The 16,897-nt window shown below is 70.2% G+C and carries 13 protein-coding genes; 6 read left to right on the top strand and 7 right to left on the bottom strand.

All coding sequences use genetic code 11. The annotated features are described in order from the left end of the window. Positions 1-11 precede the first annotated feature (11 nt). The 5 genes from ACTHK2_RS02485 to ACTHK2_RS02465 are packed head-to-tail and all read left to right on the top strand — an operon-like array spanning position 12 to position 7,642. Positions 12-1,526: a glucoamylase family protein gene (locus ACTHK2_RS02485; protein WP_440244109.1), complete on the top strand. Its 1,515-nt coding sequence runs from the start codon at positions 12-14 to the stop codon at positions 1,524-1,526. Further along, positions 1,523-2,797 carry a sugar ABC transporter substrate-binding protein gene (locus ACTHK2_RS02480; protein WP_440244108.1) on the top strand — a complete coding sequence of 425 codons (1,275 nt, stop codon included), beginning with the start codon at positions 1,523-1,525 and terminating at the stop codon, positions 2,795-2,797. The genes ACTHK2_RS02485 and ACTHK2_RS02480 overlap by 4 nt, the downstream gene beginning before the upstream one ends. After that, positions 2,794-3,672 (top strand): carbohydrate ABC transporter permease, encoded by an 879-nt coding sequence (locus ACTHK2_RS02475; RefSeq protein ID WP_440244107.1) that lies wholly within the window; start codon positions 2,794-2,796, stop codon positions 3,670-3,672. Before ACTHK2_RS02480 ends, ACTHK2_RS02475 begins: the two co-directional genes overlap by 4 nt. A 14-nt stretch (positions 3,673-3,686) precedes the next feature. Further along, positions 3,687-4,490, top strand: coding sequence for a carbohydrate ABC transporter permease (locus ACTHK2_RS02470; RefSeq protein ID WP_440244106.1), 804 nt, complete (start codon positions 3,687-3,689; stop codon positions 4,488-4,490). Next, a complete protein-coding gene (locus ACTHK2_RS02465) occupies positions 4,490-7,642 on the top strand; it encodes a discoidin domain-containing protein (protein WP_440244165.1) in 3,153 nt (1,050 codons plus the stop codon). The genes ACTHK2_RS02470 and ACTHK2_RS02465 overlap by 1 nt, the downstream gene beginning before the upstream one ends. Before the next feature lie 13 nt (positions 7,643-7,655). On the opposite strand, the gene eda is transcribed toward ACTHK2_RS02465, so the two are convergent. Genes eda through ACTHK2_RS02435 form a run of 6 tightly spaced genes read right to left on the bottom strand, consistent with a single transcriptional unit; the run spans position 7,656 to position 14,852 of the window. Beyond that, positions 7,656-8,327, bottom strand: a complete 672-nt coding sequence (gene eda / locus ACTHK2_RS02460) for a bifunctional 4-hydroxy-2-oxoglutarate aldolase/2-dehydro-3-deoxy-phosphogluconate aldolase (protein ID WP_440244105.1) — start codon at positions 8,325-8,327, stop codon at positions 7,656-7,658. Between the two features lie 4 nt (positions 8,328-8,331). Then, positions 8,332-10,245 carry a phosphogluconate dehydratase gene (gene edd / locus ACTHK2_RS02455; RefSeq protein ID WP_440244104.1) on the bottom strand — a complete coding sequence of 638 codons (1,914 nt, stop codon included), beginning with the start codon at positions 10,243-10,245 and terminating at the stop codon, positions 8,332-8,334. A 25-nt stretch (positions 10,246-10,270) separates the two neighbouring features. Next, the gene (locus ACTHK2_RS02450; protein ID WP_440244103.1) at positions 10,271-10,996 is read right to left on the bottom strand and encodes a 6-phosphogluconolactonase; all 726 of its coding nucleotides are present in this window, start codon (positions 10,994-10,996) and stop codon (positions 10,271-10,273) included. Beyond that, a complete protein-coding gene (gene glk, locus ACTHK2_RS02445; RefSeq protein WP_440244102.1) occupies positions 10,993-11,997 on the bottom strand; it encodes a glucokinase in 1,005 nt (334 codons plus the stop codon). Before glk ends, ACTHK2_RS02450 begins: the two co-directional genes overlap by 4 nt. After that, on the bottom strand, positions 11,997-13,442 hold the full coding sequence (gene zwf / locus ACTHK2_RS02440) for a glucose-6-phosphate dehydrogenase (protein WP_440244101.1): 1,446 nt from the start codon (positions 13,440-13,442) through the stop codon (positions 11,997-11,999). Before zwf ends, glk begins: the two co-directional genes overlap by 1 nt. Before the next feature lie 57 nt (positions 13,443-13,499). Next, the gene (locus ACTHK2_RS02435) at positions 13,500-14,852 is read right to left on the bottom strand and encodes a GH1 family beta-glucosidase (RefSeq protein WP_440244100.1); all 1,353 of its coding nucleotides are present in this window, start codon (positions 14,850-14,852) and stop codon (positions 13,500-13,502) included. 128 nt (positions 14,853-14,980) lie between these two features. Here ACTHK2_RS02435 and ACTHK2_RS02430 point away from each other — a divergent pair, with 128 nt between their 5' ends. Further along, the gene (locus ACTHK2_RS02430) at positions 14,981-16,093 is read left to right on the top strand and encodes an ABC transporter ATP-binding protein (RefSeq protein WP_440244099.1); all 1,113 of its coding nucleotides are present in this window, start codon (positions 14,981-14,983) and stop codon (positions 16,091-16,093) included. Positions 16,094-16,340: 247 nt separating this feature from the next. Here the strand turns inward: ACTHK2_RS02430 and ACTHK2_RS02425 are convergent, their stop codons facing one another. Continuing rightward, on the bottom strand, positions 16,341-16,835 hold the full coding sequence (locus ACTHK2_RS02425; protein WP_440244098.1) for a transcriptional repressor: 495 nt from the start codon (positions 16,833-16,835) through the stop codon (positions 16,341-16,343). Positions 16,836-16,897: the final 62 nt, after the last annotated feature.

Genomic DNA, 16,897 nt, shown 5'->3' with positions numbered 1-16,897 from the left:
CTCCTTCCCCGATGGGAGTCCAATTGACGACGATCAGCCGCATCCTCGTGTTCATCGCACTCGCGTTCTCGTCGGGTGCGAAAGTCCCCACCGCGCATGGCGCCTCGGCGGGGACGTATGCCGATCTCTCACGCGACGACCGCGACCTGATCGCGGACGTCGAGCAGCGCACCTTCGCGTTCTTCAAGGACAGCGCCAACACCGCCAACGGCCAGATTCCCGACCACTGGCCCGACGACCACAGCGGCGACTACTTCTCGTCGATCGCGTCGATCGGCTTCGGCCTCACCGCGTACGGCATCGGCGTCGAGCGCGGCTGGATGAAGCGCGGCCAAGCCGTGAAGCGCACGCTCGCGACCCTGCGCTTCTTCCACGACGCGCCGCAGGGCGAGCAGCCGGACGCGACCGGCTACAAGGGCTTCTACTACCACTTCCTCGACATGCAGAGCGGGCGCCGCTACCACGCGGCGAAATGGGTCGAGCTGTCGACGATCGACACTACGCTGCTGCTCGGCGGCGTGCTGTTCGCGCAGTCCTACTACGATCGGGATACGCGCGACGAGCGCGAGATCCGCCGGCTCGCCGAGGCGATCTACGCGCGCGTCGACTGGAACTGGGCTTCGCCGCGCGCCCCCGCGGTCGCGATGGGCTGGACGCCCGAAGCCGGCTTCATCCACGCCGACTGGCACGGTTACAACGAGGCGATGCTGCTGTACGTGCTCGCGCTCGGTTCGCCCACGCATGCGGTCGATCCGGCCGCATGGGGCGAATGGACGTCCACCTACGACCATACCTGGGGCACGTTCCAGGGCCAGCAGCACCTCGGCTTCGCGCCGCTGTTCGGCCACCAGTACAGCCATGTCTGGATCGACTTCCGCGGCATCCGCGACGAGTACATGCGCGCGCGCGACCTCGACTACTTCGAGAACAGCAAGCGCGCGACGCTCGCCCAGCGCGAGTACGCGATCCACAATCCGCTGCAATGGAAGGACTACGGCAAGGACCTGTGGGGCCTCACCGCCTGCAACGGACCGCGCAAGGACATCCGTATCGGCGAGATCGACCGCTACGCGAACGACCCCAAGCCGTTCTACGGCTACATCGCGCGCGGCGCGGGCCTGTTCGGCACGATCGACGACGGCACGATCGCGCCGACCGCGGCGACATCGTCGATCGCGTTCGCGCCGGAGATCGTGATTCCCGCGATCCGCGAGATGCGCGAGCGCTACGACGGCGCGCTCTACACGCGCTACGGCTTCATCGACGCGTTCAACCCGAGCTTCGACTACACCGACCGGCCGCTTCGCACCGGCCGCGTGGTACCCGGCGTCGGCTGGGTGGACACTCTCTACATCGGCATCGACCAGGGCCCGATCGTGGCGATGATCGAACACTACCGCAGCGGACTCGTCTGGAACGTGATGCGGAAGAACCCGCATATCCGGCGTGGCCTCGAGCGGGCGGGCTTCGTCGGCGGCTGGCTCGCGCAGGACTCGCCGCAGGGCAAGGCCAGCGTGAAGGAATGAACGCGTTCGCCCGCCTCGCGTCGCTCGTGTTGCCGCGCGCGCGCGGCGCCGGCGGCGGCGCGCGCGCCGAGCGGGTGACATTGCGCTTCTGGGCCATAGGTCGCGAGGCCGAAGTCGTGCCGGTACTGCTCGCCGAGTTCGAGCGCCTGCACCCGGGCGTGCACGTCGAGGTGCAAGCGCTGCCGCTGACCGCGGCGCACGAGAAGCTGCTCACCGCCTTCGCCGGCGATGCCCTGCCCGACGTCGGCCAGCTCGGCAACACCTGGTTGCCCGAACTCGCGACGCTCGGCGCGCTCGAGCCGCTGCAGGCACGCATCGATGCATCGCCGGTGATCGACGGCATCGACTACTTCGAGGGCATCTGGGACACCAACGTCATGGACGGCCGCCTCTACGGCGTGCCATGGTACGTCGACACCCGCCTCGTGTTCTACCGCACCGACCTGCTCGGCGCGGCGGGCTTCGACGCGCCGCCGCGCGACTGGGCCGAGTGGTCGCGCCAGCTCGCCGCGGTGAAGGAGCAAGCGAAACCGGGTGACTATTCGATCCTGCTGCCCCTCAACGAGTTCGAACTCCTCGTCAACCTCGGCGTACAGCAGGCCGATCCCCTGCTGCGCGACGACGCCACGCGCGGCAACTTCGAAAGCCCGGGCTTCCGTCGCGCGTTCGGCTACTACGTCGACATGTATCGCAACGGCTGGGCGCCACCGATGAGCGATACACAGATCTCCAACGTCTGGGACGAGTTCGCGAACGGTTTCTACGCATTCTACGTGACCGGCCCATGGAACGTCGGCGAGTTCAGGCGCCGCCTGCCCGCGAGCGTGCAGGACGACTGGATGACCGCGCCGTTGCCCGGCCCCGACGGCCCGGGCGCCGCGATCGGCGGCGGCAGCAGCCTCGTGATGTTCCACGCCTCGCGCCACAAGGACGAGGTCTGGCAGCTCATCGAGGTCCTCTCGCGCCCCGAGCAGCAGCAACGCCTGCACGAGCTCTGTGGCGACCTGCCGCCTCGGCGCAGCGCCTGGCAAGGTACGGCGCTCGCGAGCGACCGGTATGCGAAAGCGTTCCGCGACCAGCTCGAGCGCGTCGTCGCGGCACCGAAGATCCCGGAGTGGGAGCGCATCGCACAGGAAGTCCGCTATGCGGCCGAGCGCACCGTACGCGGCGGCGAGCCGATCGAACGGAGCCTCGCCGGCCTCGACGCGCGCGTCGACGCGATCCTCGCCAAACGGCGCTGGATGGTCGAACGACGCCAGGCCGCGCCGTGAACGAACGCCGCGCCGCCTGGCTGTTCACCCTGCCCGCGCTCCTCGTGATCGGGCTGTTTTTCTTCGTGCCGGTGCTCGCCGCGTTCGTGCTGAGCCTGACCGACTTCGATCTCTACGCGCTCGCCGACCTCCATACCCTGCGCTTCGTCGGCCTCGGCAACTACTCCGACGTGCTGCGTGCGCCGCTGTTCTGGAAGGCGCTCGTCAACACGTTCTATTTCGTCGGCGTCGGCGTACCGTTGTCGATCGCCGCCTCGCTCGGCGCCGCGCTCCTGCTCGACGCGCGCGTCGCGCGCTGGAAAGGCGTGTTCCGCACCGCGCTGTTCGCACCGGTGGTGACCACCGTGGTCGCGGTCGCGGTGATCTGGCGCTACCTGCTGCACACGCGCTACGGCCTCATCAACTACCTGCTCGCGAAGGCGGGCATCGCGCCGATCGACTGGCTGGGCGACCCGCACTGGTCGATGCCCGCGATCATCCTGTTCGCGGTGTGGAAGAACTTCGGCTACAACATGGTGATACTGCTCGCCGCGCTGCAGACCGTGCCCGCGGAACTGCGCGAAGCCGCGCGCATCGACGGCGCGAACGCGCTGCAGCAGTTCCGCCACGTCACCCTGCCGTTGCTGCGCCCGGCGCTGCTGCTCGTCGCGATCATCACGGTCGCGGGCTATTTCCAGCTGTTCGCCGAACCGTACGTGATGACCCGTGGCGATCCGTTGCAGAGCACGGTCAGCGTGCTCTACTACATGTACGAGGAAGGCTTCAAATGGTGGAGCCTCGGGCGCGCGACCGCGATCGCGTTCCTGCTGTTCGCGCTGATCCTCGCCGTCACGCGCGTGCTCGTGCGCATGGGCCGGCGTGGGGACGTTGCTTGAACCGGCGTTGGCCAATGCTCGCCGTCAACGGCGCCCTCGTCGGCCTCGCCGTGGTCGCACTGTTCCCGTTGCTGTGGATGCTCTCGGTGTCGTTCATGCAACACGGCGAGGCGAGCACGTATCCGCCGCCGCTGCTGCCCTCCAGGCCCACGCTCGCCAACTACCACGAGCTGTTCGAGCGCGCCGGCATGGGGCGCTACCTGTTCAACAGCGCGATCGTGGCGACGCTGACGACCCTGGTCTCGCTCGCGTTCAACCTCGCCGCCGGCTACGCGTTCGCCAAGTTGCGCTTCGCCGGCCGCGAACGCGTGTTCCAGGCGTTGCTCGGCGCGCTGCTGATCCCGGCGCAGGTCGGCATGATCCCGCTGTTCCTGCTGATGAAATGGCTCGGCCTCGTCAACAGCTACGGCGGCGTGGTCGTGCCGGCGCTGGCGAGCGTGTTCGGCATCTACCTCGTGCGCCAATACGCGCGCTCGATCCCCGACGACCTCATCGAAGCCGCGCGCATCGACGGCGCGGGCGAGCTGCGCATCTTCGCGTCGATCGTGCTGCCACTGCTGAAGCCCATCGTCGTGACGCTGGCGATCTTCACGTTCCTCGCGAGCTGGAACGATTTCATGTGGCCCCTGATCGTGCTCAGCGACCAGGCCTGGCAGACCGCGCCGGTCGCCCTCGCCGCATTGTCGCGGGAACACGTGCAGGACAACGAACTCATGATGGCCGGCTCGGTCGTCACGCTCTTGCCCGTACTCGCGCTGTTCTTCGTACTGCAGCGCCATTACATCGAGGGGCTGCTGCTCGGCAGCGTCAAGGGATGATGCGGCGCGCGCTGTCGTTCGCCTGCGGACTCGCGGCTGCGGCCGCTGCGGATGCCGACGCGGCCACGTCGGCGTTCGCGAACGCATTCGCCGACCCCGCGGCATGGACCGCCACGGGCTCCGACCAGGTCGACGCCTCGCTGCGCGCCGAAAGCGACGCACTTTGCCTTGCGTTCGACTTCAACGGCGTCTCGGGCTTCGCCTCGATGCGCCGGCGCCTGCCGATCGACTACCCGGACAACTACGCGTTCTCGTTCCGCGTGCGCGGCGATGCACCCGGCAATGCGTTGCAGTTCAAGCTCGCCGACGCGAGCGGCGACAACGTCTGGTGGGTCAATCGCCCGGATTTCGCCTTCGCGCGCGAACCGCGGGCGCTGCGCCTGAAGAAGCGCCAGATCGACTTCGCCTGGGGACCGGCCGCCGACAAGGTGCTCCGGCACAGCGAGTTCATCGAATTCACGATCTACGCAGGCACCGGTGGCAAGGGCGAAGCCTGCTTCGACCGACCCGCATTCGAGGCGCTGCCCGCCGTACCGGCGACGTGGCCGCCGCCTCGCGCGCGCGCTTCCTCATCCGGGTACGACGCTCCGCTCGCGCTCGACGGCGACGCGCACAGCGCATGGCGCAGCGATCCTCGCCAGGGCCCGGAGCAGGTGTTCACGCTCGACCTCGGCGTGCGGCGCGAATTCGGTGGCCTCGTGCTGCACTGGATCGATGACGCGCCGGCGAGCCGCTACGACGTCGCACTGTCGGACGATGGTCGCCACTGGCGCGACGTGCGCCACGTCGAAGCCGGCAACGGCGGCATCGATCCGCTCGCCCTGCCGGAGTCCGAAGCGCGCTACGTCCGCTTAGCGATGCACGAGGGTCCGGCGGCGAGCTATGGGCTCGCCTCGATCGAGGTCGAACCACTCGCGTTCGGCGCGTCGACGAACGCGTTCTTCGGCGCACTCGCTCAGCGCGCACGACGCGGCCTCTATCCGCGCGGCATCCTCGGCGAACAGACCTACTGGACCGTGGTGGGCACCGACGGCGGCCACGAGACCGGCCTGCTGTCGGAAGACGGCGCCCTCGAAGTCGCGCGCGGCGGCTTCTCGATCGAGCCGTTCCTGCTCGACGGGCAGGGCCACCTGACGACATGGGCGGATGCGACGATCACGCATGCGCTCGAGGACCGCTACCTGCCGATGCCGCGCGTCCACTGGCGGATGGACGGCGTCGAACTCGACATCGGGGTGTTCGCGGCGGGTGTAGCGGGCGATTCGCGCCTCGTCGCGACCTACGTCGTGCGCAACACCGGCACCGAGCCGCGTGCATTGACGCTCGCGCTGGCGTTGCAGCCGTTCCAGGTGAACCCGTCGGTGCAATTCCTCAACACGCCGGGCGGTGTGAGCCCGATCGGTACGCTCGGCTATGCGGATCGCGCCGTCGTCGTCGACGGCCGGGCGCGCGCATACACGCGCGACGCGCCGGAACGCTTCGTCGCGAGCGCCTTCGACGCCGGCATGATCGCAGAGCGCCTTGCGGTCCGCGCATCCACGCCACTCGCCCCGACCGCCGAGGACCCGACGCGGCTGGCCTCCGGCGCCCTGCTCTACCCGCTCGAGCTCGCGCCCGGCGCGAGTCGCACCATCGCGCTCGCGGTGCCGCTCGACCCGGGCGCCACTGCGCCACTCGACGGCATCGGCAACGACGCGGCCCTCGCCGCCGAGCGCGCGCGCATCGCCGCGCAGTGGCACGGCGTGCTCGACCGCGTCGCCTTGCGCGTCCCCGGATCGGCGCAGCCGCGCGCCGATACGCTGCGCACCGCGCTCGCGCACATCCTCGTCAGCCGCGACGGCGCGGCGTTGCTGCCGGGGACGCGCGCGTACGCGCGCTCGTGGATACGTGACGGCGCGATGATGGCCGACGCCCTGCTGCGCCTCGGTCGCGACGACGTCGCGCGCGCCTATCTCGACTGGTACGCGCCGTACCAGTTCCATAGCGGCAAGGTGCCGTGCTGCGTCGACGCGCGCGGTTCGGACCCCGTGGCCGAGAACGACAGCCATGGCGAACTCGTGCACCTCGCCGCCGAAGTCTGGCGCTACACCCGTGATCGCGGTGTCGCCGAGGCCGCATGGCCGCATGTCGACGCCGCGGTGAAGTACATGGACGCGCTGCGCGCGAGTGAGCGCACCGCGGCCCATCGCACGCCGGCCAACGCGGCGAACTACGGTCTCATGCCGGCCTCGATCAGCCACGAAGGCTATTCGGCCAAGCCGATGCATTCGTACTGGGACGACTTCTGGGCGCTCACCGGCTACAAGGCGGCAGTCACGCTCGCCGGCGCGCTGCACCGCGACGCCGACGCCACGCGCATCGCCGAGGCGCGTGACGAATTCCGCGCCGACCTGCACGCTTCGATCATGCAAGCGGTCGCCGCGCATGCGATCGACTACCTGCCCGGCTGCGCCGAACTCGGCGACTTCGACGCGACCTCGACGACGATCGCGCTCGCGCCCGCGGGCGAACAGGATGCTTTGCCGTCCGATCTCCTGCGCGGCACGTTCGAACGCTACTGGCGCGAATTCGTACGCCGTCGCGACGGCGATGCATGGAAGGACTACACGCCCTATGAATGGCGCACCGTCGGCAGCTTCGTGCGGCTCGGCTGGCGCGACCGCGCGCAGGAAGCGATCGCGTTCTTCATGCAGGGCCGGCGCCCGCCCGAATGGAATCAGTGGGCCGAAGTGGTCGGGCGCCATCCGCGCGAGTCACGCTTCGTCGGCGACATGCCGCACGGCTGGGTCGCGTCGGATTTCATCCGCTCAGTGCTCGACCTGTTCGCATGGGAACGCCAGGCCGACGACGCGCTCGTACTCGCCGCCGGGGTGCCGGATGCATGGCTCGAGGGCGATGGCGTCGCGATCGACGGCCTGCGCACGCCTTACGGGCGACTGTCGTATTCGCTGCGTCGCGACGGTACGCGCACGCGGCTGCATGTCGAGCGCGGCGACCTGCGCCTGCCACGTGGCGGCCTCGTGTTCGGGCTGGCGGGCATCGAATCGGCGCGCATCCGACTCGACGGCAAGACCGTGGAAGCGGACCGTCGCGAAGTGCGCATCCGCGCGCTGCCGGCCGACCTCGTGATCGACGCGCGCCGCGCGCGCTGATCAGGCGCGCTGATCAGTCTTGGGCGAGTGCAGCCCCGATCGCTGCGAGTGAGCGTGCCGACGCCTCGCTGACGAGATCGTAGCGGCCCTCGGCGATCCAGTCCGCGCGCACCATCCACGAGCCGCCGACGCAGGCGACATTGCGCTCGGCGAGGTACTGCGGTGCATCGGCTTCGCCGATGCCGCCGGTCGGGCACAACAGCACGTCGGCGAGTGGTGCCTGCAGCGCGCGCACGAGCGGCAGGCCGCCGACCGCGCTGGCCGGGAACAGCTTGCAGACGCGGAATCCACGCGCGCGCAGCGCGAGGAGTTCCGTCGGCGTCGCCGCGCCCGGAACCGCCGGCAGGCCGCACGCGGCGAGCGCGTCCGCGAGCGCGGGCGGCGTGCCGGGCGTGACGAGGAATTCCGCGCCCGCAGCGCGCACGTCGTCGAGCTGCCGCGGCGTGAGCACGGTGCCCGCGCCGACCGCGATGCCGGCGACGTCGCGCTTCACCGCGGCGATCGCGTCGATCGCCGCGGCCGTGCGCAACGTGATCTCGATCGCGCGGATGCCGCCGGCAACCAACGCGCGCGCGACGGCGACGCCCTGCTCCGCCGAGGCGACGGTGACGACCGGCAGGATGCGCGTGGCGCGCAGCAGTCCGATCGCCGCGTGTTGCGTGTTCTCGAGGCTCGCAGCGGCCATGGTCTCAGGCATCCTTCGCCTCGAACGGCGCGTGCGCCGCGACGCGGCCGAGGTCGTATTCGGTTTCGGTGCGTCGCTCGCCGACCGGCGCGGGCGGCCGCGGCGGGCCGCACGAGATCGACAGCGCGCCTTCGTCGGCCGGGCCCACATCGGCGCGGCTGAGCGCGAACAGCGCGCGGCCGATGTCGAGGCCCGCCGGCGAGCCGTTCGGCGCGGGCCGGCGGGCGCCCCACGTCGCCGCGTCGACGCGCGCTTCGAGCATGCCGCCTTCGCAATCGAGCAGCACGATGTCGCCGTCACGCACGAGCGCGATGCCACCGCCGAGGTCAGCCTCCGGCGTCACGTGGATCGCCGACGGCACCTTGCCCGACGCGCCCGAGAGGCGACCATCGGTGACGAGCGCGACGTGGCGCCCCTGGTTCTGCAACATGCCGAGCAGCGGCATGAGGCTGTGCATCTCCGGCATGCCGTTCGCGCGCGGGCCCTGATAGCGCACGACCGCGACGAAGTCGCGCGGCAGGCCGCCCTGCTTGTGCAGCTCGCGCAGGCGGCCGGGGTCGTCGACCACGACCGCAGGCGCCTCTACGCGCCGATGCTGCGGCTTTACCGCGGAGATCTTGACGAGCGCTCGGCCGAGATTGCCCTGCAGCAGACGCAGCCCGCCGGTCGCCTCGAACGGCGCACTCGCGGGGCGCACGATCTCGTCGTCGCCGCTCGTCGCTACCGCCTCCACGTAGTCCACACCATCCGCGCCGAGCCGCGCTTCGCGCGCGTAGGCGCGCAGACCGCCCGGCACGATCGTCTCGACGTCATGCAATAGGCCGGCGTCGAGCAACTCGCGGAACACGAACGCCGTACCGCCCGCGGCATGGAAGCGGTTCACGTCGGCATCGCCGTTCGGATAGATGCGCGCGAGCAACGGCACGTTCGCGGCAAGGTCGTCGAAATCTTCCCAGGTCACGAGCAGGCCGGCGGCACGCGCGACCGCGACGAAATGGATCGTGTGGTTGGTCGAGCCGCCGGTCGCGAGCAGAGCGACGATCGCATTGACCAGCGCGCGCTCGTCGACGAGGCGGCCGATCGGGCGGTAATCGTCGCCGAGCGCGGTGATCGCTGCCGCGCGTACCGTCGCCGCACGCGTGAACGCGTCGCGCAACGGCGTGCCGGGATTGACGAACGACGTGCCCGGCAACTGCAGGCCCATCGCCTCGAGCAGGATCTGGTTCGAGTTCGCGGTGCCGTAGAACGTGCAGGTGCCGGGCGCGTGGTACGAGGCGGACTCGGCGGCGAGCAGTTCCTCGCGCGTCGCCTGGCCGGCCGCGTAGCGCTCGCGCACGGCGGCCTTCTCCTTGTTCGGCAGGCCCGACGGCATCGGCCCCGCGGGCGCGAACACGACCGGCAGGTGGCCGAACGCGAGCGCGCCGATCAGGAGGCCCGGCACGATCTTGTCGCACACGCCGAGGCAGAGCGCGGCGTCGAAGGCGTCGTGGCAGAGCGCGATACCGGTCGCCTGCGCGATCACGTCGCGGCTGAACAGCGACAGTTCCATGCCGACGCGGCCCTGCGTCACGCCGTCGCACATCGCGGGCACGCCGCCGGCGACCTGCGCGGTCGCGCCGACCGAGCGCGCCGTTTCGCGGATCAGCGCCGGATACGTTTCGAACGGCTCGTGAGCCGACAGCATGTCGTTGTAGGCGGTGACGATGCCGATGTTCGGCCTCGCAGTCCCCATCAGTGCCGCCTTGTCGGCCGCGCCGCAACCGGCCGCGACGTGCGCGAGATTGCCGCAGGAAAGATGACTGCGATTGGGCCCGCGCGAGCGCGCGCCTTCGACGAGCGCGAGATAGGCGGCGCGCGTCGCGGCGCTGCGCTCGCGGATGCGCTGCGTCACGGCCTCGATGCGCGGATTCATGGACATGAATGGACTCCGGAGCAGCGCCACCTCATGCGGCGCACCAGTGGACATGGAGAGCCGTGGTGCCCACATCAAGCGCGGCGCGCACAGGCGCGTGCAGCGCGTCCGCGTTCATCGCGCGTTCGAATACCGAGCGCTTGGCGTCACCACGCAGCAGCAGCAGGCGTGTCGCTGCACCGGCCCAGCCCGCGGGCGTGAGGCTGATGCGTCGTGGCCAATGCCCGGCGCCCGGGCAACCGCTCGCATCGATCGCTGCGTACGGCTCGGGCGAGGCGAGCGCGGCGGCGAGCCCGCGCGAGCCCGGGAACAGCGATGCCGTGTGCGCGTCTTCGCCCATGCCGAGCACGACCGCGGCGAGTTCGAGCGCGCCGCCCGCCGCGTGCCAGCGCGCGTTGGCGGCATCGACCGCAGCGGCGAGCGCGGTGTGTGGAGGGCGCAACGGCCAGAATTCCGCGGCGGCGGCATGGCCGACCAGCAGCGTCTCCACGGCGAGGCGCGCATTGCTGCCGTCGGCATCGGGCTCCACGTCCCGCTCGTCGACGAGCGAGACGACGACGCGCGACCAGTCGAGCTCCGCCGCGGCAAGCGTTCGGTGCACCGGCGCAGGCGTGCTGCCGCCCGAGAACAGGATCAGCGCGCGCGGCGCGCGCGCGAGCGTCGTCGCAAGCGCGTCGCGCAACCGGTCCGCAGCACCGCGCGCCCACGACGATTCGTCGGCGCTCGCATGCCATGCATGGGGCGACGATGCATTCATGCCGGAGCCTGTACCGGCGCCAGCGCACGCCCCGCATCGAGCACCGCGAGCGCAGCGGCCCCGAGCAGGCCCGCGTCTTCGTGCAACACGGCGATCGTCGGCACGTTCGCGAGCACGCGCGCATAGCGACCCTTCGATTCGAAGCGGCGGCGGAACTCGCCGGCCTCGAGGCGCGCGAGCAATTTCGGCGTGAGCCCGCCTGAGATGTATACGCCGTCCCACGCACCGAATGCGAGCGCGAAGTCGCCCGCGATCGAGCCGAGCATCGCGCAGAAGCGATCGAGCGTCGCGCTGCAGGCAGGGTCGTCCGCGGCGGCCGCGGTGATCGCCTCCGGCGTCGTGCGTGGCGCAGCGTCCGGATGCAGCGCCGCATGCAGGTTCACGAGGCCCGAACCGCACAGCACGCGCTCGGCCGACACGCGCCCGAAGCGCGGAATGAGCCGGCGCAGCACCTCGAGTTCGACCTCGTCGCCGGGCGCGAAGCCGACATGGCCGCCCTCGGTCTCGAGCGCAATGTAGCGCCCCTGCTCGACGATCAGCCCGCCGACGCCGAGGCCGGTACCGGGGCCGACGATCGCATACGTGCAACGCCGGTGCGGATCGGCCGCGCGGTGCGCGCCGCCGAGCGGATGGACGTCGCGCGCGCCGAGCAGCGGAACGCAGTGGCTCATCGCGGCGAAGTCGTTGACGATGCTCAGTTCGCCGAGGGCGAGTTCGTCCATGAGCGCGCTGCGCGAGAGCAGCCACGGGTGATTGGTCATCCGCACGCTGTCGCCGGTGACCGGCCCGGCGACCGCGAACACGCCGCGACGCGGGCGTTGCGGCAAGGCTTTGAGATAGTCGCGCGCGGCGTCGCCGAAGCTCGCGAAGTCGGCGACGCGGCGACGCCGCACGCTGTCGCCGAGCAGCGGCATCGCCGCGCCCGTGTCGGCGAGCGCGAAGCGCACGTTGGTGCCGCCGACGTCGGCGAGCAGCACCCACTCGCCGGCCGGCCTCTCCATCACGCCTTGCGCGCCGCGCGCGCGCGTTCGGCCGAGGTCGGCAGGTTGCGCAGGAAATCCGCCGCGGCGCCGGGACCCCAGCTGCCGGCCATGTACGGCAGGATCGGCGCATCGGCTTCGCGCCAGGCCGACTCGATGCTGTCGATCCAAGCCCACGCCGCCTCGACTTCGTCGCTGCGCACGAACAGCGTCGAGTTGCCGTTGAGCGCGTCGAGCAGCAGGCGCTCGTAGGCGATGCGCCTGCGTAGCGGCGGTTCCATCGAGAGGTCGAGCGGCAGCGGCTGCAACTGCAGCGCGCCCCATTCGGGTCCGGCGAGGCTGCTCATGAGCTCGAGTTCGATGTTCTCGCTCGGCTGCAGGCGCAGCACGAGGCGGTTCGCGCTCGCGCGCTCACGCCGCGGCTTCTCGAACAGCCAGTGCGAGGTCGGCCGGAAATTCACCACGACCTGGGTCACGCGCTGCGCGAGGCGCTTGCCGGTGCACAGGCGAAACGGCACGCCGGCCCAGCGCCAGTTGTCGATCGACGCGCGCAGCGCGACGAAGGTCTCGACCGGCTCGCGTCCCTTGACCGCCTGCAGCGAAAAGCCGCGCACGGGTTCGCCATCGACGAGGCCGGCTTCATACCGGCCGCGCACGGAATCGTCGGCCACGCTGTCGGCGCGGTACGGCCGCAACGCACGCAGCACCTTGACCTTCTCGTCGCGCAGCACGTCGGCGTCGAGCGACGCGGGCGGCTCCATCGCGACGAGGCAGAGCAGTTGCAGCACGTGGTTCTGCACCATGTCGCGCAGCGCGCCGTAGTCGGCGTAGTAGCTCTCGCGGCCGTCGACACCGGCCGTTTCGGCGACGAGGATGTCGACCGATTCGATCCACCTGTGGTGCCACACCGCTTCGAGCAGGGTGTTGCCGAAGCGCAGCGCGAGCAGGTTCTGCACCGCCGCCTTGCCGAGGTAGTGATCGATGCGGAAGATGCGGTCCTCGCCGAGGCAGGCGTCGAGCGCCGCGTTGATCGCGCGCGCCGAGGCGAGGTCGCTGCCGATCGGTTTTTCCAGCACGAGCCGCGACGGCTCCTCGAGCAACCCGGCCGCCTTGAGGCCCTGGGCGATCGTCACGAACAGGTACGGCGGCGTGGCGAGGTAGCTCACGCAACGGCCGCTGATCGCCGACAGCGCAGGCGCGATCGCAGCCGCGTCGGCGAGGTCGACGTGCACGTACTCCACGCGTGCGAGCAGTGCGGCGACCGCATCGCTGCCGGATGCTTCCTTGGCGAGCTTCTCGCCGAGCCAGGCGCGGAACTCCTCCGTCGTCATCGGCTGGCGCGCGACCGCGACGATGCGGAACGTGTCGGGCAGCAGCGCGTCGACGGCGAGGTGCAGCAGCGACGGGAACAGCTGGCGCGCGGCGAGGTCGCCGGTGGCGCCGAACAGCAGCAGCGTATCGTGCAAGTGTCGCCTCCTTGTCGCGCGCCGCCGCGGCGGCCTTTGCTCCTGCGCGGCGCGCGGCTACTCGGCGAGGACGCGACCGTTGCTTTCGACCACTTTCGAATACAGCCGCGCGCTCCGCTTGGGCGTGCGCTTCTGCGTCCTGAAGTCGACGTGCACGATGCCGAACCGCTTGGAGAAACCGAGCGACCACTCGAGGTTGTCGAGCAGCGACCACGCCATGTAACCACGCACGTCGCAACCCATGCCGATCGCCGCATGGATCGCCCGCAGGTGCTTGCGAAGGTAGTCCACGCGCAGCGGATCGTCCAGCGTGTCGCCTTCGGCGACCGGCGGGTCGTAGAACGCGGATCCGTTCTCGGTGATGTAGACGGGTGGATTGCCGTAGCGGTCGCGCAGCCAGACCAGCGTGTCGATGAGGCCGTGCGGGAACACCTCCCAACCCGTTTCCGTGTAGGTCGCGTGCTGTTTCACCGGCGAAGCCTTCAGCGGCCACGACTGCTCGTCGTGGCGCGTGACGCTGCGCGTGTAGTAGTTGAAGCCGATGTAGTCGATCGGCTGGCGGATGAGGTCGAAGTCCCCGGCCGGCCACTCGGGCCAGGCCTCGCCGAAGATTTCCGCGAGTTCCTCGGGATAGCGGCCGAAGAACACCGGGTCGAGATACTGCCGGTTCATGTAGGCATCGGCACGGCGCACCGCGGCACGATCCTCGGCGCTTTCGCTCGCCGCGTACTTCGGCTCCAGGTTCACGACCAGGCCGATCGCGTGCTTGCCGTCGGCGCGATACGCCTGCACCGCGGCGCCGTGCGAGCGCAGCAGGTGGTGCGTCGCGATCGGTGCCTCGAAACGGTTGCGGTGGCCGGGTGCGAGCGCGCCGTGCAGGTAGCCGCCGTCGGTCACGACCCACGGTTCGTTGAGCGTGGCCCACTTCTTCACGCGGCCATCGAACTTGCGGTACATCACCGACGCGTACTCGGCGAACCAGTGTGCGATGTCGGGATTGAGCCAGCCGCCGCGATCGTCGAGCGCGGCGGGCAGGTCCCAGTGGTAGAGCGTGAGCAGCGGCTCGATGCCGTTCTCGAGCAGGGTATCGACGAGGCGATCGTAGAAGGCGAGGCCGCCCGGGTTCACGCGGCCCCTGCCCTCCGGCAGGATGCGTGCCCAGGCGACGCTGAAGCGGTATGCCTTCAGGCTGAGTTCGCGCATGAGGCGCACATCGTCCTCGTAGCGGCGATAGTGGTCGCAGGCGACGTCGCCGGTGTCGCCGTCGCGGACCATGCCCGGCGTGCGCACGAAGCGGTGCCAGATGCTCGGCCCGGCGCCATCGGCAAGCGGTGAGCCTTCGATCTGGTAGGCCGACGTGGCGCTGCCCCAGAGAAAGTCCTTCGGAAACTCGAACGCTTGGCTCATCACCCTTCCCTGCCTGTCCGCACCGCTGGAATTCGCGGCGTGAAAACGATTACATTGCAGGATAGCGCAAGCGGTCCGGGATGTGCAGCTATCTTGGACGCGTCGGGCATCCACACCCCTACAGGCAGCCGATGGCGAAGGTCCGGTTCGAGCACGTCCGCAAGGTCTACGAGAACGGCTACGTCGGCGTCGCGGACGCCGACTTCGAAGTCGGGCACGGCGAGATGCTCGTGCTGGTCGGTCCGTCCGGCTGTGGCAAGTCGACGCTGCTGCGCATGGTCGCCGGCCTCGAAACGATCACGTCGGGCACGCTCTCGATCGGCGATCGCGTCGTCAACGAGGTTTCGCCCCGCGAGCGCGACATCGCGATGGTGTTCCAGAACTACGCGCTCTACCCGCACATGAGCGTCGCGGAGAACCTCGCATTCGGCCTCAGGCTGCGCGGCACGCCGAAGGGTGAACGCGAGCGCCGCGTCGCCGAAGCCGCGGCGATGCTCGATCTCGGCCGGCTGCTGCCGCTCAAGCCCGCGCAGCTTTCCGGTGGCCAGCGCCAGCGCGTCGCGCTCGGCCGAGCGCTCGTGCGCCAGCCGGCGGTGGTCCTGCGCGACGAGCCGCGGTCGAACCTCGACGCGCAACTGCGCCTGTCCACGCGCGTCGAGATCGCCAAGCTCCATCGCGCCCTCGGCGCGACGATGATCTACGTGACGCACGACCAGATCGAAGCGATGACGCTCGGCCAGCGCATCGTCGTCATGCGCGACGGTCGCGTGCAGCAGATCGATGCGCCGATGCGCCTGTACGAGCGCCCGGCGAACACGTTCGTCGCGACCTTCCTCGGCAGCCCGAAGATGAACCTCCTGCAGGGACCGCTGCTGGAACGCGACGGCGCCTTGCGCGTGCGCGTCGCCGACGGCATCGAGCTCGCGCTCGCGCCGTCGCCCGCGCTGCAGGCGAAACTGCGCGCACGCGTCGGTCGCGAGATCATCGCCGGGCTGCGGCCGGAGCACCTCCACGTCGCACGCGGGGGCGATGCCGCCGCCCTGCCCGCGCGTGTCGAAGCGGTCGAGCCGGTCGGCAACGAAGCGTTCCTCAATCTCCGCTGCGGCGGCTGCGACCTCGTCGTGCGCCTGCCGCCGCACGGCCTGCCGGCCGCCGGCGACGAACTGCGGCTCGGTTACGACGCGGCGCACATGCACTTCTTCGAACGCGACAGCGAGCTGCGCATCGACGAGGACGCGGCATGATGCGTCGGATCGCCCGCCTCGTGCCGTGTTGATGCCCGCCGTGGCCGTCGGCGCGGAAGCGCCGGCGCCGTCGTGCGACGTCGACATCGCCAGCTTCGAAGCGGCGGACCGCGTCGCGCCGCCGGCGCCGTGACGGCGTCTTCGTCGGCAGCTCCTCGATCCGCATGGCGGTCGACCCTCGCCGACGACTTCGCCAGCACGCACGTCATCGACCGCTCCTTCGCGGCCGGAACTCACCCGCTGAGGATCAGTCCTGCGCCTGCGCGATCGTCGCGCGGCAGCCCGCGCAAACGCCGTGCACTTCGAGCGTCTGTGCGCGCGGGCGGAAACCGCGTTCCTTCGCCTGCTCGGTGAGCAGCCGCGAAACGCGTTCGTCGCAGACTTCGACCGCCGCCGCGCAGACGTCGCAGATGAGGAACGGCACTTGGTGCGCTTCGTTCGGATGGTGGCAGCCGACGTAGGCGTTGATCGATTCGAGCTTGTGGATGAAGCGGTTTTCGAGCAGGAAATCGAGCGCGCGATAGACCGTCGGCGGCGCCGCGCTGCCGTTCTCGTCCTTGAGGCGATCGAGCAGGTCGTAGGCCTTGACCGGTTTTTCCTCGGCCGCGATGAGTTCGAGCACGCGCAGGCGCAGCGGTGTCAGGCGCAGGCCGCGCAGCTCGCACGCGCTCGAAACCGCGCCGACGAAGGCGCTGGCATCGTGCTCGTGCTCGTGATGGCTGTGGCGGCTCGGGTGGCTCATGGCGTAGGGACCTGGCAGCGATTCATCTTAGCGCGCCGCGCTAGGCGATGGCCTGCGCTGCC

It is taken from the genome of Dokdonella sp. (assembly GCF_051958935.1).
Classification (GTDB): domain Bacteria; phylum Pseudomonadota; class Gammaproteobacteria; order Xanthomonadales; family Rhodanobacteraceae; genus Dokdonella_A.
Note: the sequence above shows the minus strand (reverse complement) of the source record. Positions and strands in the feature narration are given on the sequence as shown.